General features: G+C 72.4%; 17 protein-coding genes. 4 read left to right on the plus strand and 13 right to left on the minus strand.

The window, feature by feature from the left end:
* Positions 1–14: 14 nt before the first annotated feature.
* The 8 genes from BL253_RS14895 to BL253_RS14930 all read right to left on the minus strand — a co-directional run bounded on the left by BL253_RS14895 (position 15) and on the right by BL253_RS14930 (position 10,884).
* Positions 15–2,126, minus strand: coding sequence for a bifunctional aldolase/short-chain dehydrogenase (locus BL253_RS14895; RefSeq protein ID WP_241834803.1), 2,112 nt, complete (start codon positions 2,124–2,126; stop codon positions 15–17).
* Positions 2,127–2,181: 55 nt separating this feature from the next.
* Positions 2,182–3,708, minus strand: coding sequence for an L-fucose/L-arabinose isomerase family protein (locus tag BL253_RS14900; protein ID WP_241834804.1), 1,527 nt, complete (start codon positions 3,706–3,708; stop codon positions 2,182–2,184).
* A gap of 40 nt (positions 3,709–3,748) precedes the next feature.
* Positions 3,749–4,918: an L-rhamnose isomerase gene (rhaI, locus tag BL253_RS14905; RefSeq protein ID WP_076817331.1), complete on the minus strand. Its 1,170-nt coding sequence runs from the start codon at positions 4,916–4,918 to the stop codon at positions 3,749–3,751.
* A gap of 119 nt (positions 4,919–5,037) precedes the next feature.
* Entirely contained in the window at positions 5,038–5,358 is a 321-nt protein-coding gene (locus BL253_RS14910) for an L-rhamnose mutarotase (RefSeq protein WP_076817332.1), read from the minus strand.
* A 338-nt stretch (positions 5,359–5,696) separates the two neighbouring features.
* Positions 5,697–6,779, minus strand: a complete 1,083-nt coding sequence (gene rhaS, locus BL253_RS14915) for a rhamnose ABC transporter substrate-binding protein (protein ID WP_076817334.1) — start codon at positions 6,777–6,779, stop codon at positions 5,697–5,699.
* A gap of 262 nt (positions 6,780–7,041) precedes the next feature.
* Positions 7,042–8,244 (minus strand): ABC transporter permease, encoded by a 1,203-nt coding sequence (locus BL253_RS14920; protein ID WP_241834805.1) that lies wholly within the window; start codon positions 8,242–8,244, stop codon positions 7,042–7,044.
* A complete protein-coding gene (locus BL253_RS14925) occupies positions 8,234–9,283 on the minus strand; it encodes an ABC transporter permease (RefSeq protein WP_096336003.1) in 1,050 nt (349 codons plus the stop codon). Before BL253_RS14925 ends, BL253_RS14920 begins: the two co-directional genes overlap by 11 nt.
* Positions 9,280–10,884, minus strand: coding sequence for a sugar ABC transporter ATP-binding protein (locus BL253_RS14930; protein WP_076817336.1), 1,605 nt, complete (start codon positions 10,882–10,884; stop codon positions 9,280–9,282). Before BL253_RS14930 ends, BL253_RS14925 begins: the two co-directional genes overlap by 4 nt.
* Before the next feature lie 300 nt (positions 10,885–11,184).
* Here BL253_RS14930 and BL253_RS14935 point away from each other — a divergent pair, with 300 nt between their 5' ends.
* The gene (locus tag BL253_RS14935) at positions 11,185–12,372 is read left to right on the plus strand and encodes a LacI family DNA-binding transcriptional regulator (protein ID WP_241834806.1); all 1,188 of its coding nucleotides are present in this window, start codon (positions 11,185–11,187) and stop codon (positions 12,370–12,372) included.
* Between the two features lie 403 nt (positions 12,373–12,775).
* Here the strand turns inward: BL253_RS14935 and BL253_RS14940 are convergent, their stop codons facing one another.
* Complete coding sequence (locus tag BL253_RS14940; RefSeq protein ID WP_076817337.1) at positions 12,776–14,353, minus strand: AAA family ATPase; 1,578 nt, start codon at positions 14,351–14,353, stop codon at positions 12,776–12,778.
* A gap of 68 nt (positions 14,354–14,421) precedes the next feature.
* On the minus strand, positions 14,422–14,832 hold the full coding sequence (locus BL253_RS14945) for a hypothetical protein (RefSeq protein ID WP_131831496.1): 411 nt from the start codon (positions 14,830–14,832) through the stop codon (positions 14,422–14,424).
* Positions 14,833–15,093: 261 nt separating this feature from the next.
* On the opposite strand from BL253_RS14945, the gene BL253_RS14950 reads away from it, so the two are divergent.
* Positions 15,094–16,440: an amidohydrolase gene (locus BL253_RS14950; RefSeq protein WP_076817341.1), complete on the plus strand. Its 1,347-nt coding sequence runs from the start codon at positions 15,094–15,096 to the stop codon at positions 16,438–16,440.
* Here BL253_RS14950 and BL253_RS14955 read toward each other — a convergent pair.
* Complete coding sequence (locus tag BL253_RS14955) at positions 16,437–16,829, minus strand: ArsR/SmtB family transcription factor (RefSeq protein ID WP_076817419.1); 393 nt, start codon at positions 16,827–16,829, stop codon at positions 16,437–16,439. The genes BL253_RS14950 and BL253_RS14955 overlap by 4 nt on opposite strands.
* Before the next feature lie 98 nt (positions 16,830–16,927).
* Between BL253_RS14955 and BL253_RS14960 the strand changes: the two genes are divergently transcribed.
* Entirely contained in the window at positions 16,928–17,410 is a 483-nt protein-coding gene (locus tag BL253_RS14960) for an ArsI/CadI family heavy metal resistance metalloenzyme (RefSeq protein WP_076817421.1), read from the plus strand.
* Positions 17,411–17,415: 5 nt separating this feature from the next.
* Positions 17,416–17,715 carry an aquaporin gene (locus BL253_RS45135; protein ID WP_338013716.1) on the plus strand — a complete coding sequence of 100 codons (300 nt, stop codon included), beginning with the start codon at positions 17,416–17,418 and terminating at the stop codon, positions 17,713–17,715.
* A gap of 536 nt (positions 17,716–18,251) precedes the next feature.
* On the opposite strand, the gene BL253_RS45820 is transcribed toward BL253_RS45135, so the two are convergent.
* Both BL253_RS45820 and BL253_RS14980 read right to left on the minus strand, forming a co-directional pair.
* Entirely contained in the window at positions 18,252–18,917 is a 666-nt protein-coding gene (locus BL253_RS45820; protein ID WP_241834807.1) for a GlcG/HbpS family heme-binding protein, read from the minus strand.
* 235 nt (positions 18,918–19,152) lie between these two features.
* On the minus strand, positions 19,153–19,551 hold the full coding sequence (locus BL253_RS14980; protein ID WP_076817345.1) for a VOC family protein: 399 nt from the start codon (positions 19,549–19,551) through the stop codon (positions 19,153–19,155).
* Positions 19,552–19,760 lie beyond the last annotated feature (209 nt).

The raw sequence follows: 19,760 nt of genomic DNA on the forward strand, positions 1-19,760 counted from the left end.
TACCAGCGGCGAGGTCATCGGAGGAAGGCGGCGGCGACACCGGCGTCGACGGGGATGTGCAGGCCGGTGGTGTGCGACAGGTCGCCGGCGGTGAGGGCGAGGACGGCGTTCGCGACGTGCTCGGGGAGCACCTCCTGCTTGAGCAGGGTGCGCTGAGCGTAGAACGCGCCGAGTTCGGACTCGGGGACGCCGTAGACCGCGGCGCGCTTGGCGCCCCAGCCGCCGGCGAAGATGCCGGAGCCGCGGACGACGCCGTCCGGGTTGACGCCGTTGACGCGGATGCCGTGCTCGCCGAGCTCGGCGGCCAGCAGCCGGACCTGGTGGGCCTGGTCCGCCTTGGCGGCGCCGTAGGCGATGTTGTTCGGGCCGGCGAACACGCCGTTCTTGCTGGCGATGTAGACGATGTCGCCGCCGAGGCCCTGATCGGTCATGATCCGTGCCGCCTCGCGGGAGACCAGGAACGAGCCTCGCGCCATGACGTCGTGCTGCAGGTCCCAGTCGGCGGTGGTGGTCTCCAGCAGCGGCTTGGAGATCGACAGCCCGGCGTTGTTGACGATCAGGTCGACGCCGCCGAACGCGAGCGCCGCGGCGGCGAGCCCGGCGGCGACCTGCTCCTCGTCGGTGACGTCCGCGGCCACCGCCACGGCCCGGTCGGCGGTCCGCGCCGCCGCGGCGCCGATCTCGGCGGCCACCTTCTCGGCCGCGGCGCCGTCCCGGTCGGCGACCGCGACGCACGCGCCCTCGGCGGCCAGCCGCAGCGCGATCGCCCGGCCGATGCCGGAGCCGCCGCCGGTGACGAACGCGACCCGGCCGGCGAGCGGGCGTGGCTTCGGCATCCGGGCGAGCTTGGCCTCCTCCAGCGCCCAGTACTCGATCCGGAACTTCTCCGACTCGTCGATCGGCGCGTACGTCGAGACGGCCTCCGCGCCGCGCATCACGTTGACGGCGTTGACGTAGAACTCGCCGGCGACGCGGGCGGTCTGCTTGTCGGCGCCGAACGAGAACATGCCGACGCCGGGCACGAGCACGATCGCCGGGTCGGCGCCGCGCATCGGCGGGCTGTCGGGGGTGGCGTGCCGCTCGTAGTAGGCGCGGTAGTCGTCCCGGTAGGCGGCGTGCAGCGTGCGCAGCCGGTCGGCGACGGCGTCGAGGGGCGCGTCCGGGGGCAGGTCGAGCACCAGCGGGCGGACCTTGGTGCGCAGGAAGTGGTCCGGGCAGGAGGTGCCGAGCGCGGCGAGGCGCGGGTGTTCGGCGTGCGCGAGGAAGTCGAGCACGGCGTCGTCGTCGGTGAAGTGCCCGACCATCCGCCGGTCCGTGGACGCGAGGCCGCGGATGAGCGGGGCGAGGGCGGCGGCCCTGGCGCGCCGCTCGGCCGGCGGGAGCGCGCCGAAGCCGGCGACCGGCGGGCCGAACGGCTCGGCCCTGCCGCGCTCGGCGAGGAACCGGGCCGCCGTCTGGATGATCTCCAGCGAGTTCGCCTCCGCCTCGGCGGACGTCGCTCCCCAGGCGGTGATGCCGTGCCCGCCGAGGATCACGCCGATGGCGTCCGAGTGCTCGCGGGCGACGGCGGCGATGTCGAGGCCGAGCTGGAAGCCGGGCCGACGCCACGGCACCCAGACGACCCGGTCGCCGAAGCACTCGGCGGTCAGCCGCTCGCCCTCGGCCGCGGTCGCGAGCGCGATCCCGGCGTCGGGGTGCAGGTGGTCGACGTGGGCGGCCTCGACCAGGCCGTGCATGGCGGTGTCGATCGACGGGGCGGCGCCGCCGCGGCCGTGCAGGCAGAAGTCGAACGCGGCGACCATCTCGTCCTCGCGGTCCTCGCCCGGGAAGACGTCGACGAGCGCGCGCAGCCTGTCCAGGCGCAGGACGGCCAGACCGGCGGCCTTCAGCGTGCCGAGGTCACCGCCGGAGCCCTTCACCCACAGCAGCTCGACCGGGCCACCGGTGACCGGGTCGGTCCCGGTGCCCTTCGCCGACGTGTTGCCGCCGGCGTAGTTGGTGTTGCGGGGGTCCGCCCCCAGCCGGTTCGACCGGCCGAGCAGCTCGTCGACCACCGTTGTGGCGTCCGTCCCGGCGTCGCGGCCGGTCCCGCTCGCGCCGGCCGGTCGTGCTGGCTGCTCGCTCATCGTGTCCCAAGTCCCTTCGTGTTCTGGTGTGTCCGGCTCGCGCGCCCTGGGCTGGTCACGCGCCGCCGCCGGGGCCGACGACGACGAGCTCGATGCCGAGCAGGTCGGCGACGGCGGCGAGGTCGGCGGCGCGGTGGCCCGTGCCGAGCGCCCAGTGATGGTCGACGCCGGTGGCCGACCAGGCGTCGACCCATTCGCCGGGGTCGCGCCCGAAGTCGACCCGCGACGTCGTGTTGCCGATCCGCAGCAGCGGCCCGTCGACGACCGTGCCCTCGGCGGCGATGAACTGGAACGTGCCGTCGCGCAGCTGGCCGAGGCCGAAGGCGGTCACCGGGCCGTGGGCGACGTCGAACTCGACGGACACGCCCCAGCCGCGCTTGCCGTGGTAGGTCCCAAGGCCGCGCAGCAGCGGCCGGCGGGCACTGATCGCCAGGTGCGCCGGGCCGTCGTGGCCCATCTCGACGACGCCGTCGCGGAAGTTCAGCGCCTGGATCTCGGTGAACGACCCGCCGGCGCCGAGCCGGTCGAACATGAGCATGGCGAGGCTGGCGCGCAGCTCGTACTCGCCGCAGGCCGGGATGCCGCGGGCGGTGAGCAGCGACGCACCGAGGATCAGCCCGGCGCCGACGCGCTCGTGCTGCTCGCCGTCGAGGCCGCGGTGGTAGTAGGCGAGCGAGTCGAGCGCGAAGTCGTCGACCAGCCGGTCGAGCGCGACGGAGACCCGGGCGCCCCAGCGCAGGTCCTCGTCGACGACGGACTGGTCGAGGGTGAACACCTCGCCGGCGAGCGCGAGCCGGGCGTCGGTCTCGGCGTCGGTGACCTTCTCGACGCGGACGCGCAGGTCGTCGATCTCCAGGATCTCGACGTGCCCGCCGAGCTGAGCGGAGACGAGCGTCGGATCGGTGGCGACGTCCATCATCCCGGGGTAGAGGTGGCCGAGCAGGCCGTGGCGGCCGGTGCGCAGCGCGGCCCGGACGCCGGCGGCCCGCACCCAGCGCTCGATCCGGCGCCACGCCCGCTCGTCGGCGAGGTAGCCGGAGACGGACCGGAACTCGACGCCGCAGCGGCGGAACGCGTTCGCCATCTCGGGCAGCGGGCAGGCGCCGCAGTAGGCCAGCCAGTCGCCGGTGTCGAAGGTGCCGTGGTCCATCGCCTCGGTCGGCTGCAGGTTGAGCAGGAGGACCGGGGCCCCGGCGCGCTGGGCGATCGGGACGAGCATGCTCGCGGTCATGTAGGTGGTGAGGAAGCCGACGATCAGGTCGCAGTCCGCGGCCCGCAGCCGGTCGGCGGCGCGGGCGCCCTCCTGCGCGTCGGAGATGAAGCCGACGTCGACGACCTCGCAGTCGAGCGCGGACAGCCGGGCCGAGACCTCGCGGGCCGACTGCTGGAGTTTCGGCAGCAGCGCCGGGAACTGCGGCCAGTAGGCGCCGAGCCCGCCGGCCACCAGGCCCACCCTGGTCGGGCGGGGCCTGACCCGCGCCAGTCCGGCGGCGAGGCCGGACGCGCCAGGCGCCACCGGCGTGCCTGTCGTCGCCGCGCTCGTCGCCGCGCTCGTGGTCGTGGCGGTGGTCGTGGATGTCATGGTCGAGTTCCTCCTCCCGGGCAGGCCAGGCGGACGCCGGTCAGGCGCCCCAGCCGGCCTGCTGGCCGTCCGCGCGCTCGGCGATGATCCGCTCGGCGTAGCCGGAGCGGCGGTAGGCGGCCGTCGGGTCGGGGTCGAGGCCCGCGTCGGCGCGCAGCTCGGCGAGCAGTGGGCGCACGTCGGTGTTGTAGGCGTCCATCAGGATGGCGTTCGAGGCGAGGACGTCACCGGCCCGCTGAGCCGCGCGCAGCGCGTCGCGGTCGACGAGCAGCGCCTTGGCGGTCGCCTCCTGGACGTTCATCACCGAGCGGAGCACCGCGGGGATCTTCGGCTCGATGTTGTGGCACTGGTCGAGCATGAACGCGATGCCGCCCGCGAGGGCGTCGGCGCGGACGATCTCGTACATGATGCGGAACAGCTGGAACGGGTCCGCGGAGCCGACCATGAGGTCGTCGTCGGCGTAGAAGCGGGAGTTGAAGTCGAACGCGCCGAGCCGGCCGGCGCGCAGCAGGAACGCGACGATGAACTCGATGTTGGTGCCCGGCGCGTGGTGGCCCGTGTCGATGCAGACGGCCGCCTTCGGCCCGAGCTCCACGCAGTGYGCGTAGGAGGTGCCCCAGTCGGGGACGTCGGTGGCGTAGAACGCGGGCTCGAACAGCTTGTACTCGAGCAGCATCCGCTGCCCCTCGCCGAGCCGGTCGTAGACCTCGCGCAGCGCCTCGGCGAGCCGGTCCTGGCGGTCGCGCAGGTCATCCTGGCCGGGGTAGTTCAGGCCGTCGGAGAACCACAGCTTCAGGTCGGTCGAGCCGGTGGCGTCCATGATGTCGACGCATTCCAGCAGGTGCTTGACCGCCTTGTGACGGATGCGCGGCTCCGGGTTAGTGACGCTGCCGAGCATGAAGTCGGGGTCCTGGAAGACGTTGGAGTTGATCGCGCCGATCCGGACACCCTGCTCGCGGGCATATGCCGCCAGCCCCTCGTAGTCGTCTACCCGGTCCCAGGGGATGTGCAGGGCGACACTCGGCGCGGTCCCGGTATACAGATGCACCTGCGCGGCGTCCGAGATCTTCTCGAACGGAGTCCTGGGTATCCCCTGCTGCGGGAACACCTTGAACCTGGTCCCGGAGTTGCCGTAGGCCCAGGACGGGGTCTCGATCTGCAGCGAACGAAGGCCTGTCTTCACAACATCCGTCGGGTTCGCCATCGTCATCACGCTCCTTGGGGGCCGGCGCCGTCGGGGCGCTGGGGTGGGCGCMGCGGACGTCGGCGGGAAAGCGGCCAGGACTGGGCTTAGGGCCGGCTCAGTCCAGCTAGGCCAGGTGAAACCAGCTAGTCCAGGTGGAAGACCTCGGTGAGCGGCCGCATGGCCTCGTCCGGCCCGCGGCCGTCGATGCCGGTGAAGAAGTCGGCCATCTCCTTCTGCCAGCGCGCGTTCACCTCGGTCGCGGCCATCGCCGCCTGCGCGGCGGCCAGGTCCGGCGACTCGACATACCCGATGAGCAGGCCGTCGTCACGCAGGAAGAGCGAGTAGTTGTGCCAGCCCGCGGCCCGCAGCGCGTCGAGCATCTCCGGCCAGACGGCGCGGTGGCGCTCGGCGTACTCGGCCAGGCGGTCCGGCCGAACCCGCAGGGTGAAGCAGTACCGTCGCACGGCGATCTTCTCCCTTGTATCTGCGGTTGGTGGCTCGCACCGGYCGGGCTGCCTTCTCAGCACGCAGGCGTGCCAGCGCGGAGCAGTCCTGCCATGAGCGAGTGACGTGGCCCCCATGACAGGCAGCCAGGAAGGCAACGGGCGACCGGAACGCCACCGGGCTGGCGCGGGAGGCGCGCCTCGCGGAGGCCCAGCCCACGAGCGAAGCGACGTGGGCTGGGCCGCAGCGAGGTCGCCGTAGCGCCCGTGAGCGGAGGAGGACGGCGCGCGGAGGTCCCTTGGGAGCGAAGCGAGTAAGGGGCCGGAGCGCGCCGCCCGCACGGAGCGAACCAAGAAACTCAGAAGTCGAACTTGTCGATGTTGTTGGCGTCGAAGACGGTCGGCGGGCCGAGGACGATCTCGCCGTCCTTGCCGATCGTGTACTTGCCGAGCTTGCCGGCGGTGAACGTCTCGCCCTCGGCGCCCGTGATCTGGCCGGAGGCGAGCGCGACACCCGCGTAGGCGGCCAGGTAGCCGATGTCGGCCGGGTTCCACAGGGCGAACTGCTTGACGGTGCCGTCCTTGACGTACTCGCGCATCTGGTTCGGGGTGCCGAGCCCGGTGACGGCGACCTTGCCCTTGTAGCTGGAGCTGCTCACGTACCGAGCGGTCGCGGCGATGCCGACGGTGGTCGGCGAGACGATCGCCTTCAGGTTCGGGTACGACTGCAGAAGGCCCTGCGCCTGCTGGAACGACGTCTGGTCGTCGTCATTGCCGTAGGTGATCTTCACCAGCTTCATGCCGCTGTTCTCCGGCTTGGCCAGCTCGGTCTTCATGACGTCGATCCAGGCGTTCTGGTTCGTCGCGTTCGGGGTGGCCGACAGGATCGCGATGTCACCCTTGCCGCCGACCAGGTCGCTGGTCATCTTCACCAGGCCCTCGCCGATGCCCTGCGTGGTCGCCTGGTTGATGAACACGTCGCGGCAGTCCTTCGCCGCGTCCGAGTCGAAGGCGACGATCTTGATGCCGGCGGCGGTCGCCTGCTTCAGCGACGGGCAGACGGCGTTCGGGTCGTTCGCCGCGATGCCGATGACGTCCTGCTGCTGCTGGATCAGCGTGTTGATGTAGCTGACCTGCGACGACGCGGACGCGTCGTTCGGCCCGACCAGCTTGTACTCGCCCTTGAGGTCGCCGAGCGCCGCCTTGCCGCCGCCGACCTCGATGTCGCTGTAGGGGTTGTTGAGCTGCTTCGGCAGGAACGCCATCTTCACGCCGGTCTTCAGCGTCGCGTTCGGGTTGGCGTTCGCCGCCGCACCGCCCGACGTGGCGCCGCTGGCGGTGGCGTCGTCCTTCGACGTGCCGCCGCAGGCCACGAGGCCGACGGTCAGCGCGACTAACGCGGCGGCGGGTAGGAGGAGTCTTCTGGACCGGCGTGGCTGCATGGCTGGAGGGTCCCTTCGGAGTGGCCGCCGGGCGGTCGGTGTGACCGTGACCGCTGGCGGGCGGTAAGGCGGTACGGGGAAGGCGGCGGTGCGATGGAGGCGGATGGGCCGCCGCGGGTCTGCCGACCTCCCGCCTGATCACATCCAGTAGCAATCGACTACCTGGTGTGATCAACAAGGGGCGAGTCGAACGGAGCCCGTGGGCGGTGCCCGGTGGACGTGGTGGGCGGGCGGTGGCGGGGTGGTCGGCGCGACCCGGCGGTCAGGAACCGGGCAGCGGTGGGGAGAGGGACGTCGGCCCGCGGCGTCGGGCGCGGGAGACGGCGAGGGCGGCCCTGGTCCGGCGGATGAGGTTCGGGACGAGCACCGACACGACGAGCAGCGCGCCGGTGACGACGTTCAGGGACTCGTTCGAGACGTCCGACAGGCGCAGGGCGTTCTGCAGCGCGGCCAGCAGCACGACCCCGCCGAGCACCCCGGGCAGGGTGCCGCGACCGCCGAAGATCGAGACCCCGCCGAGCAGGACGGCGGCGACGACCGCGAGCTCAAGGCCGGAGCCGTTGTCAGCGCGGGCGCTGGAGTAGCGCAGCGTCCACAGCACCCCGGCGAGCCCCGCGACCGCGCCGGTCACGACGTAGAGCCAGAACTTCAGCCGCCCGACGCGGATCCCGGCGAACCGCGCCGCCTGCTCACTGGCGCCGGCGGCGAACGCCCAGCGGCCCACCGGCGTCGCGTGCAGCACGACGGCGAACACCACCGCCAGCGCGGCCAGCGGGATCAGGACGTTCGGCACCGCGGAGCCGCCGACGGTGCCCGTTACCCAGGTCGTGTACCCGCCTGGGAAGTCGGCGACGGCGGTGTCGCCGAGGACGACGAGCGCCAGCCCGCGGAAGAGCGCCAGCGTACCGATCGTCACGGCCAGCGACGGCAGCCGGAACACCGTCACGAACAGGCCGTTCACCGCGCCCAGCACCGCTCCCAGCACGACGCACAGCGGGATGATCGTCTCGATGGTGAGCCCGTGGTTCCACAGGCTGCCCATCACCGCGCTGGACAGGCCCAGCGTGCTGGCCACCGACAGGTCGATCTCGCCGGTCACGATCACGAACGTCATCGGCAGCGCGATCAGCGCGATCGGCAGCAGGTCGAGCACCAGGAACGTGAAGTTGCGCGACGTCCCGAAGTTCTCGACCGACGCCGAGGCGACGACGATGACGAGCACCGCGATCACGATGACGCCGACGTCCCAGCTCGCCAGCCGGCCCAGCCGCGCGCTCCAGCCCTGCCGCGCTCCCGGGCCGGCGGCCGGCGGCCCGGCGCGGCGGCCACCCGCGGGTGCCGCGGCGCTGGCGAGGCTGCCGGCCGCGGCAGCCGTGCCAGCGGCAGGGCTGGCTGTGGCGGCTGTGGCAGCGGCAGAGCTAGCTGTCGCGGCGGAGGTGGCCGGCCGGTCGCTGTCAGCGGACATGGGAGCCCCTCTTCTTCAGCGCCGCCGCGACCCGGGCGGCGATCAGCCGGTCGATCCCGATCGCGAGCAGGATCAGTGCGCCGACGATGGCCTGCTGCCAGAACTGGTCGACGCCGAGCACGGGCAGCGCGCTGCCGATCGTCGTGAGCAGCAGCGCCCCGAGGGCCGCGCCCCACACCGAGCCGCTGCCGCCGAAGATCGCGACGCCGCCGACGACGACCGCCGCGACGACGTTCAGCTCGTAGCCGTTGCCCGCGGCGGCGTCGACCGTGCCGAACCGGGCGGCGAACAGCACGCCGGCCAGGCCCGCGAGAACGCCGCTGGCGAGGAACGCGGCCAGCGTGCGCCGGCCGACCGGAATGCCGGCGAGGCGTGCTCCGTCGGGGCTGGAGCCCAGGGCGTAGAGCTGGCGCCCGGCGGGGTAGGACCGCAGCACGACGCCGGCGATGACGAGCACGGCGACGGCGATCAGCACCAGGTACGGCACGCCGAGGACGGTCGCGGTGCCGAACTTCAGGAAGCCGTCCGGCAGCTCGTCGGCGTTGATCTGGCTGCCGCCCGCCCACAGGTAGGCGACACCCCGGTACGCGTACAGCGTCCCGAGCGTCACCACCAGCGCCGGCACGTCGCCGAACCGGACGAGCAGGCCGTTGACCAGGCCGCAGCCCGCGCCGACCGCGATCCCGACCAGGACCGCCACGATGATCGGAACACCGGGGTGGTCCATCAGCAGCGAACCGGCGGCGAACGCCGACAGGCCGAGCACCGAGCCGACCGACAGGTCGATGTTGCGGGTGATGACGACGATCGTCTGGCCGACCGCGAGCACCGCCATGATGGCGGCGCCGAGCAGGATGTCGCGGATCGACTGCGAGTGCACGAAGCTGGGATGGCCGACGGCGGTCACGATGACCAGCAGCGCCAGCGCCAGCACGATGCTGATCTCGCGCGCCCGCAGCACCCGCTCCAGCACGGACGCCCGGGCGGGCACCGCGCCGCGCGCCGGCACTGTCCGGACGGAGTCCTCGACGGTGGTCACAGCGCGACCTCCACACCCTGTTCGGTGGCCTTGCCTCCGGGGGCCCTGCCCTCGCCGGCCGCGGGTGCCGTCCCGGTCGTCTCGGTTGACGCGGCTTCGTGCCTGCGCTGGCCGACCGCGGCGAACATCACGGACTCCTCGGTGGCGTCCGCGCGGCCGAGCTCGGCGACCAGCCGGCCCTCCCGCATCACCAGCACCCGGTCGGCCAGGCCCAGCACCTCGGGAAGCTCGGACGAGACCATCAGGACGGCGACGCCGTCCTCGGCGAGGCCGGAGATCAGCCGGTGTACCTCGGCCTTCGTCCCGACGTCGATGCCACGGGTCGGCTCGTCCACCATCAGGACCCGGGGCAGGGTCGACAGCCACTTGGCGAGCACGACCTTCTGCTGGTTGCCGCCCGACAGGGTCGACACCGAGTCGGCCAGCCGGCCGTACTTCGTCTGCAGCCGGGCCGTCCACTCGGCGGCCGCGCGCCGCTCGGAGCCGCCGAAGAGCAGCCCGAGGCGGGCGAGCGCGCCGGAGCGCGGCAGGGTGACGTTGCGGGCGATCGAGGCGTCCATGACCAGGCCCTGCAGCCGCCGGTCCTCCGGCACCAGCGCGAGCCCTGCGGCCATCGCCGCGCGCGGCGACCCGGCGCGCAGCTGGCGGCCGTGGACGCGGACGGTGCCCGCGTCGCGCGGGTCGACGCCGAAGACCGCCTGCGCGACTTCGGAACGCCCGGAGCCGACCAGGCCGGCGAGCGCGACGATCTCGCCCGCGCGCACCTGGAAGGAGACGTCCCGGAAGACGCCGTCGCGGCGCAGGCCGTCGACCTCCAGCACGACGTCGCCCGGCGTCGTCGACCGCTCCGGATAGAGCGTCGACAGGTCGCGGCCGACCATCCGGCGGACCAGGTCGTCGACGGTCAGGCCGGCGAGCGGGTCCGTCGAGACGTGCCGGCCGTCGCGCATGACGGTCACCCGCTGGCACAGCGCGGTGATCTCCTCGAACCGGTGCGAGATGAACAGCACCGCGGCGCCCCGGTCGCGAAGGGAGCGGGCGACGGTGAACAGGCGCTCGACCTCGACGGTCGACAGCGCGGCCGTCGGCTCGTCCATCACCAGCACGCGGGCGTCCGCGGACAGCGCCTTCGCGATCTCGACGAGCTGCTGGTCGGCGATGGAGAGACCGCGCGCGGGCCGGGCCGGGTCGATGTCCACGCCGAGCCGCTCGAACAGGGCCGTCGCGTCCCGCACCATGCGTGCCCGGTCGATCGCGTGGAACCGGCCGCGGGGCGGCTTCGCCATCGCGATGTTCTCGGCGACGGACAGGTCGGGGAAGAGTGTGGGTTCCTGGTAGATCACGGCGATGCCGGCGGCTCGGGCGTCGGCGGGGGAGCTCAGTGTGAGTGGGGCACCGTCCAGCTCAATCGCGCCGGTGTCGGGGCGGTGCACCCCGGCGAGCATCTTGACGATCGTGGACTTGCCTGCGCCGTTCTCGCCGACCAGCGCGTGYGCCTCGCCTGCGTAGAGCGGGAACGAGACGTCGCGGACCGCGGCGACCGCCCCGAAGGACTTGGAGACGTCGCGCACCGCTAACAGCGGCGCCTGCTCTGCGGACATCTCACCCCTTTAATGAAAGGTTTCAACGAGCGTGACCAGCGCAACGTAGCCGCGCGTCCCGAACGGTGTCAAGGTCCGGGTTGGGGCCTGGTTGGGTGCTTCGGTTGCGTCACCGCTGGTAGCGGCCGGTACGCTCCGCTCGTCGGGATGGCGCGCTCCGACGCCTCGTCGGCGCCGCGGMCCCGGGTCGGTCCGTGGGACGGTTCGGTCCTTCGACCAGCACGGTCCGGCTGGCCCGGTCCAGCTTTCTCGGAGCGGTTGGCACGGTTCGGCTGGCACGTTTCAATGGTCAGGAGTGGCGTGGACGAGGGCGACCAGGCATTACCCGCGGCCGGGGCTGAGAGCCCCCGCCGGGTGGCCGCCGTGCCCGCGCAGTCCGCCGCGCCTGACGCGGCGGCCGCTGCCGACCGGGTCGCGGGCGCCGGACGGCCCGCGGGTGTAGGCCGTCCGGCGGGCGCGGGCCGGGCCATGGGCGCCATCCGTGCCGCCGGCATCAAGGAGGTCGCGGCGGCGGCGGAGGTCTCGCTCGGCACGGTCTCCAACGTCCTGAACCGGCCGCAGCTCGTCAGCCCGCGTACCCGGGCCAGGGTCGAGCGTGCGATGGAGGAGCTCGGCTTCGTCCGCAACGAGTCCGCACGGGCGCTGCGCGCAGGCAGCAGCCGGATCCTCGCCTACGTGATGCTCGACCCGTCGAACCCGTTCTTCACCGACGTCGCCACCGGGATCGAGGAGGTGGCCGGGGCCGCGGACCTGTCGGTGTTCCTGTGCAACAGCGGCGAGGACGCGGCCCGTGAGGCCCGCTACCTGGACCTGCTCCTGGAACAGCGCGTCCAGGGTGTGCTCATCACCCCGGTCGACGCGGCGAACGAACGGCTGCGCACCCTGCCCGCCCGCGGCACGCCCGTCGTGCTTGTCGACCGGGTCGCCGGCGCGGGCGAAGGCTGCTCGGTGTCCGTGGACGACGTCCTCGGCGGTGAGCTCGCCGCCACCCACCTGCTCGAGCGCGGCCATGAGCGCATCGCGTTCGTCGGCGGCCCGGACACCCTCAGCCAGGTTCGCGACCGGCGCGACGGCGCCCTGCGCGCCCTGGAACGCGCCGGCCTCCCACCGGACCGGCTGACCGTGCTCGCGACCGGCGCGCTCACCGTCGCCGAGGGCCGGGGGGCCGCCGAACGGCTCATCGGCCTGCCGGCAGCGCGCCGCCCCACCGCGGCGTTCTGCGCGAACGACCTGGTCGCCCTGGGTCTGCTGCAGATGTGCGTGGGCCTGGGCGTCGCCGTGCCCGGCGACTGCGCGATCGTCGGCTACGACGACATCGACTTCGCCGCGGCGGCCGCCGTCCCGCTCACCTCGGTCCGCCAGCCCCGCCGCCTCCTCGGCCGCACCGCCGCCGAGCTCCTTCTCGACGAGGCCAACAACCCCACCCACGAACACCAGGCCGTCCAGTTCACCCCCGAACTGGTAGCCCGCGCCTCCACCGTCGGCTGACCGGCTGACCGGCTGACCGGCTGACCGGCTGACCGGCTGACCGGCTGACCGGCTGACCGGCTGACCGGAGTCATGGCGGGCCCAGGGGGATCCATGGTGCCGGAAACCCGAGGGTGAGTCTCGACATTGGATCGGTGATTTCGCTACACCCAGTATGGAGCGACTGGTGCTGGATTCCGGTCGCTGGTGACGGCCACGGCAATTCCCATGTAGTGGATGCGAGCAGAGAACTGTTTGACGGTGACGCTGTTCTCTTTATCGATGTCGATTAACGGGAGGATCGGCCCACCTATGTGGCGGGACCTGGTCTTCGTCGTTTCCTGGTTTTCCTGCTGAGGAAAGAACTGGGCGAACGGCGCTGGCCGTTCGATGCGCGATTCATGACCGAGCGTGACCCCGAAATTCAGGCGCGGAGCAGGGTGAGCGGGCGGCCGGTGGGGCTGGTGGCGATGCCGAACTGGGTGCGTTGGGCGATGGGGGCGGCGCCGGGGCGGCGGTCGAAGATGACGAGGGTGCCGGTGTCGAGGCCGAGGTCGTCGAGGTAGCTGTCGAGCTGGGCGATGCCGTCCCGGGTGGGGTCGCCCTTGTCGGGGCGGTGGAACTTGATCTCGAYGGCCTCGCGCTGCAGGGCCGGTCTGTCGTCCGTGTCGGTGTAGGGCCAGCGGATGAGCAGGTCGACACGGCCGCGRCCGACGCCGTACTCACGGTCCACGTAGCCGCCGCCGTTGACGACCCGCTGCAGAAATGCCATGAGGATCAGCTGGGGGCCGGCCTCGTGGTAGAGCTGCGCGGCGGCGAGCACGTTTCCGTTCTCCCGCCAGAAGGCGGCGAACGATTCGAGTGCCTTGCGGAAGTCGAGCCGGCCGTCGGGGAGCACGAAGGACCGCGGGTCGACGGTGACGTTCGCCTGCACCCCGGCGGCCAGGACCCGGGGAATGACCTCCCGGTAGATCGGGTTCGCGACGTCGACCGGCCCGTCGGACTTGATGAGCCCGAGGTCGCGGACATAGCTGAGGTCGTCGTCGTAGGGATCGAACGTGGCCAGGGTCCCCGCCAGCGCTGGTTCCAAAACGCGCCTGACCCGTGGCTCGACGAGCTTCTCCGCCAGTGAGTCGAGGTGGGTCGCGCGGGCGAGGATGAGCCGTTCCTTCGCCCGGTCCAGGTGGGCGGCAGCGATCGGGACGTCCGCCGGCACGGCCATGTTTCGGATGACCTCGCGAGCCAGAGCGTTCACCAGCCAGGGCTGCCCGGCGGTCAGCTCAAAGGCACGCTCCAGTGCCTCCTCAGTGAACTCCTGTCCGGTCTCGGCCGTGTGCTGYCCGTAGAGTTCCCGTACCTCTTCGCCCGTGAAGTCACCGAGCCGCAGCGACTCGACCTTCACGTTGAACGGGCTCRCCGTGCCCAGGTGGGTTGGATCACCGCCGGACGCGGCCTTGTAGTCACGGACGTCCCGCAGGCCGCAGAGGGCTATTGAGGCGGGAAAATTCGCGGGTCGGTCGTTGAAGCCGTCGCGTAGTTGGCGTAGCACGTTGATGAGGCTCTGACCCTGGACCGCGTCGATCTCGTCAAAGAACAGCACCAACGGGCGCGGGCATGACGTCGCCCAGGCCGTCAACGCGTCTCCGAGCATCGAGATGTCAGGTGCCTCCGTCGGAAGCGGCGGTCGCAGATCTTCCGGAAGCGAGATTCGGGCGCGTCGGGAGACGGCATGCACGATGGCTTGTTGCGCCGCGACGTAGTCGTCGCCGGCGGACTCGGCCACCTCACAGGAGAAGTGCAGGGCCGCGTACTGGCCGGTCGCCGTCAGTTCGGCGGCGAGTGCGCGCAGCGCCGTCGTCTTCCCCGTCTGCCGCGGGGCGTGCACGACGAAGTAGCTCGACTCCTCCACCAGCCGCGGCGCCGCCGGCAGGCGGGTCAGCGCCGGGATCATGTAATGCAGCTCGGGCAGGCACGGACCCGCGGTGTTGAAATGGCGTTTCACCGCCCACCCCCTAGCCGACCCGACAGTGGATCGCGGTCCACTCTACGGATCACCTGTCGAGTGGCCTGTCAGGGCAGGCGGGCGGCGGCGAGTGCGCCGAGGCGGCGGCCGGCGGCGGGCGGCGCGCCGGCGCCGACGTCGACCCTGAGGTAGTTGTCGCCCTTCCGCACGCGCATGTACTGGATGTTGGTGCCGGTGGTGCAGGTGTAGGCGCGGTAGCCCGGGCCGTCGGCGTTCTCGAGCTCGCCGTCGGGGCATCTCGGCGGCTCCTGCCAGCCGACGCTGGTCCCGCCGGCGCCGCGCGCGGTCCAGACGTACGTCCAGCCCTTGGGCGACTGGTAGGGGCATTGAAGCGTCCGGTGATCGCCTTCGGATGGGGACTCGCTGCCCTGGAGAAACGTCGACCCGGCCTCGAGGCTGACCTCCGTCGCGGTGAGCAGCGAACACGGCGCCACGGCATCCGGTTCCGAATCGGCCAAGCCACAGCTTGTGCCGAGCAGGAGCACCGCCGCCGCGCTCGCCGCTGCCGCTGCCGCCCTCGTCCGTCCAGTCGCGGTCACGGCGCGATTATGCCGAACCGCGACCTCCGCGCTCGGACTTGTCCTGATCCCGACACCTCGGCTCGACACGTCGTCCTCAGGTCCGACACGCGAACGCGCAGCTGGGCATCGGTGTGGCTCGCGCCGCATCGGGGTGAGGCCGCTTGTCCGGGGCTGGCGGGTGGGGCTGAATGAGGCGCCATGAGGACGTTGGTGCGAGGTGGGGTCGTGCTGCCGATGGCGCCGAGGCGGGCGCTGCTGCAGCCGGGGTCGGTGCTGTTCGACGGGGCGGAGATTCTCGCCGTCGGGACGGTGGACGAGGTCGACGCCGACCCGCGCGCGGCCGGGCCCGATGTCGAGGTGATCGACGCGGCGGGGTTCGCCGTGCTGCCAGGGCTGCACAACTGCCACCTGCACTCCGGCCTGCTGCGCGGGACGGCCGAGGGGCTCGCCCTGTTCGACTGGCTGCAGACCTACGTCGACCCGGCCCACCGGGCACTCACTCCCGAGATCGCCGAGGCGGCTAGCTGGCTGTGCTACGCCGAGGCGGTCCGCTCCGGCACCACCTCGGTCATGGACATGTGGCGTTTCCTCGACGGCTCGGCACGCGTCGCGGGGGAGCTCGGCGTCAGGGTCACCCTCGTGCCATACGTCGCCGACGAGGAGGGATACGACTACTTCGAATCGATCGACTCGACCCGGGCGCTGCTCGCCGCGCACCGCTCGTCCTTCGGCGGCCGGGTCCGCTCCTGGGTCGGCCTGGAGCACCTCTTCTACTGCACCGAGCACGCCTTCGCCGACGCGGCCGCGCTCGCCGCCGAGTACGACACCGGCCTGCACGTCCACTCCAGCGAGAGCCGCTGGGAGGTCGAGGAGTCGCTGCGCCGTTACGGCCGCCGCCCGCTGGCGGAGATCGCCCGGCGCGGCGCGCTCGCCGACGGCCGGGCGGTCGTCGCGCACTGCGTCTGGCTCGACGACGCCGAGATCGAGCTGATCGCCTCGACCGGTACCCGGGTCGCCCACTGCCCGGCGTCGAACATGAAGCTCGCCTCCGGCGCGGCGCCGGTCCCGAAGCTGTGGTCCGCCGGCGTCACCGTCGGTATCGGCAGCGACGGCGAAAAAGAGAACAACAATCTTGACCTCCTCGAGGAGGTGAAGATGGCGTCGCTGCTGCAGAAGCTCGTCGCCCTCGACCCGACCGCCGGCGACCCGTGGGACATCCTCGCGATGGCCACGATCGAGGGCGCCCGTTGCCTCGGCCTGGCCGACATCACCGGCAGCCTCGAACCAGGCAAGCGCGCCGACGTCATCACCGTCGACCTGCGCAAGCTGCACACCACCCCGCTGCTGTCCGGACCGGACGCCAACGTGGCCGCGCATCTGGTCTTCTCGTCGTCCGGCCAGGACGTCGACAGCGTCTGGGTCGACGGCCGCCGCCTGCTAGCGGCAGGCGAGCTGCTGACCTGCGACGAGGCCGCCGTCCGTGCCCGCGCCCAGTCCGCCGCCGAGGAGCTGTTCGCCCGCCGGGCCGCCCTGACTCCCCGCTAGTCCGACGTGCCGAGCATGGCCCGCGGTGCGTCGAGCGCGGCGGGAACCGGTCGGTAGTAGGCCCAGACGCCACGCTTGTCGCGGCTGATCAGTCCGGCGTCCACGAGGACCTTGAGATGGTGGCTGACGGTGGGCTGGGTGAGCTCGAGCGGCTCGTTCAGTTCGCACGCGCAGATCTCGCCGTCCTCCGCCGCGTAGATCATCGACAGCAGGCGAAGCCGTGCCGGCACCGCGATCGCCTTGAGCGCCGAGGCGAGCTGTTCGGCGTCCCCGGCCGACAGCGGCGCGCGGGTCAGCGGCGTACGGCAGGCCGCGATCGTCACCAGCGACGCGGCGCCATCCGCGGGTGCCGACGACGGCGACGGCGAGGGCAGCGTCGCAATGGCCATGGCTCCCAGCATGCCCCACGTATTGACAGCCGTCTATCCGTGCCCGCATGCTGCCCCTGCCAAGACATAGATATCTGTCGATGTGAGGAGTGGTGACCGTGGCTCGGGTGCAGCTCGCCCTGAACGTGACCGACGTGGACGCCGCCGTGGACTTCTACAGCAAGCTGTTCGGGGTGGGCCCGGCCAAGCGCCGGCCGGGATACGCCAACTTCGCCGTGGACGTGCCACCGCTCAAGCTCGTCCTCATCGAGAACCCCGACGCCCGGGGCGCCGGTGTGGCCGGGGCACTGAACCATCTGGGCGTGGAGACCGAGACGTCCGAGGAGGTGACCGCCGCCGCGCGGCGTCTGGGCGCGGCCGGTCTGGCGACCGCTGTCGAGGAGAACACCGCCTGCTGCTACGCGGTGCAGGACAAGGTATGGGTCGACGACCCCGACGGCGCGCCGTGGGAGGTCTACACCGTCCTCGCCGACATCGCCGAGGCCAGCGGCGGCCGGACGACGCCGCGTACCGTCGAGCCGGATCGGCCGGGGTCCGCCTGCGACTGCGGACCGGTGTGCGCACCCGCCGCCACCGCCTGATCCACGTGGGCTCAGTACCTGGCGGTCAGCCGGCGCTGTGGCGCCGGCTGACCGCCGAACTGGTCGGCGCGGTGCTGCTGGCCGCGCTGGTGGTCGGGTCCGGGATCGCGGCCCGGCAGCTCAGCCCGACCGACCTCGGCCTTCAACTGGCCGAGAACGCCGCCGCGACCGCCGCCGGCCTGTTCGCGATCATCCTCATGATCGGGCCGGTGTCCGGCGCGCACCTCAACCCAGCCGTCACCATCCTGCGCACGATCACCCATGACATCGGCCGCCGCGGTGCCGCCGGGTACATCGCCGCGTAGACCGTCGGATGCGCGCTGGGCGCTGTCCTGGCCAACGTCATGTTCGACCAGCCGGCCGTGTCGCTGTCGACGCACCACCGCGCCAGCGGCCCGCACCTGCTCGCCGAAGTGGTCGCGACCACGGGCCGGCTGCTGCTCATCTACGCGCTCGACCGCTCTGGGCAGGCTTCGCGCGTTCCCGCCGCGGTCGCCGCCTATATCGGCGCCGGCTACTGGTTCACCAGTTCCACCAGCTTCGCCAATCCCGCCATCACTCTCGGACGCACGCTGAGCGACACCTTCGCCGGAATAGCCCCCGCGTCCGCTCCCGCTTTCGTCGTCGCGCAGACCGTGGGCGTCGCCGCCGGCTATGGCCTGATTCACCTGCTTTACCCCGCACCCGCGCCGGCCGGTAACGCGCTACTCGGCCAGCATCCCGAACCGGCCGCGGCCCCGTCCACCGCTGAGGGGACCGGCCCGGATCCCGCGCGGATCCCCTGGGCGGGGCGCGAGACCCGGGCGGACATGGCCCGTCCGGACAAACGGACGGACGGGCCTCAGAGCGCGGCGGCGGCGGCCCGGGCGACGGTCTGGTCGTCGTCGGCGGTGCCGCCGCTGACCCCGACCGCCCCGACGACCCGCCCGTCGCGTGTCAGCGGGACGCCGCCGACGGGCCTCGCGGCCCGTCCCCGGCCGCTGACGTCGCCGAACCGGTCATCGTCGGCGGCGTGGCCGCGACCGGCACCGCCGCGGTAGCCGCTCTCGCGGTAGCCGCTCTCGCGGTAGCCACCCCGGTCGTACCGGTCCTCGTCGTACCGGTCCCTGTCGTATCCGCCCTCGTCGTGCCCGTCGTGCCCGCTCGGGTCATGCCCGCTCCCGCGGCGCCCGCCCGCGTCAGGGTGGTCCGCGCGCAACCCGTCCGACGGGTAGCGGTCGGCGTGGTGCCCGTTGGCGGCGTGGTCGGGCCCGCCGTAGCGGGACACGCTGGCCGCGGCGAGGTCGCGCACCCGCTCCTCGGCGGGCCGGGGGCGCCCCGCGTGGGCGGTGACCGCCTTGTTGATGGACACGTCGACGCTGCCGACCCAGGCGCCGTCCATCCGTACGTGCGACACGAGGTTGCCCCCGTCGTCGACGACCGCGATGTTCATCGGCTGGCTGAGCTCGCGCGCCCGCCGCTCGCCCGCCGCGATGACCCGGCGTGCGTCGGACAGTGACAAGGTCACGGTCCCCCCTCACCTTCCCCTGACGGGACTCGTCGCCCCGTCGGCGCCGCCCCCGTGCGTTGCTGTGAACCTGGGCGGTCTGCCCGTCGCCGACGCTAGATCCGTTCGCGCCGCTGGGCGCCGTGCGCCACGTGGCACACCTGTCGCCCGCCTGGTGACGGGGTGCGCGGTGGTCGTGGGATGAGGGGCGCCACGACCACCGCGGCGCTCGTCTGGCCGCCAGGCCCGCGCCCGCTCAGGCCGCCGGCGGAGCGAAGAACTCCAGCGCGATGCCGTCCGGGTCCTTGACGGCGAGGCCGGAGCCGTAGTGCGCGTCGACGATGTCGCCGTGCTTGATGTCGAGCCCGTCCAACCGGTCGCACCAGCTCTCCAGCTCGGCGCGGTCCGCGCAGCCGAACGCCACGTGGTCGAGGCCGACCCGCCGCGGGCTGAACTCGCCCGCCCAGACGCCCTCAGGGAAGTGGTGCAGGCCGAACAGCTGCCCGCCGTCCAGGGCGTAGACGACGTGGCGGAACGGACCGGTGTCCTCGTCCAGGACCGGCTCGGCGCCGAACAGGCGGGTGTACCAGGGGACGCTGGTCTCGAGGTCGGTGACCGTGACGGCGACGTGCGTGACCGCGGGGAAGGACGTCATCGGACGTCTCCTTTCATGAAATCTCTCGTCGGAGAGGCTCATCGGCGCCCGGCGTGGAGTGCCGGACCGGATGCAGCTGAAGCTAGGGACGGTTGCTTCCGCCGGCCTTCTTGCGGGCTGTCGGGGCCGCGACCACGGCGGGGAAGGTCCAGAGAAGGCGCGCCCACGTAGGGCTTACCCGGGTGGCCAGCCGGGAAGACGCAGGTGGA

The organism is Pseudofrankia asymbiotica, from assembly GCF_001983105.1.
GTDB lineage: Bacteria > Actinomycetota > Actinomycetes > Frankiales > Frankiaceae > Pseudofrankia > Pseudofrankia asymbiotica.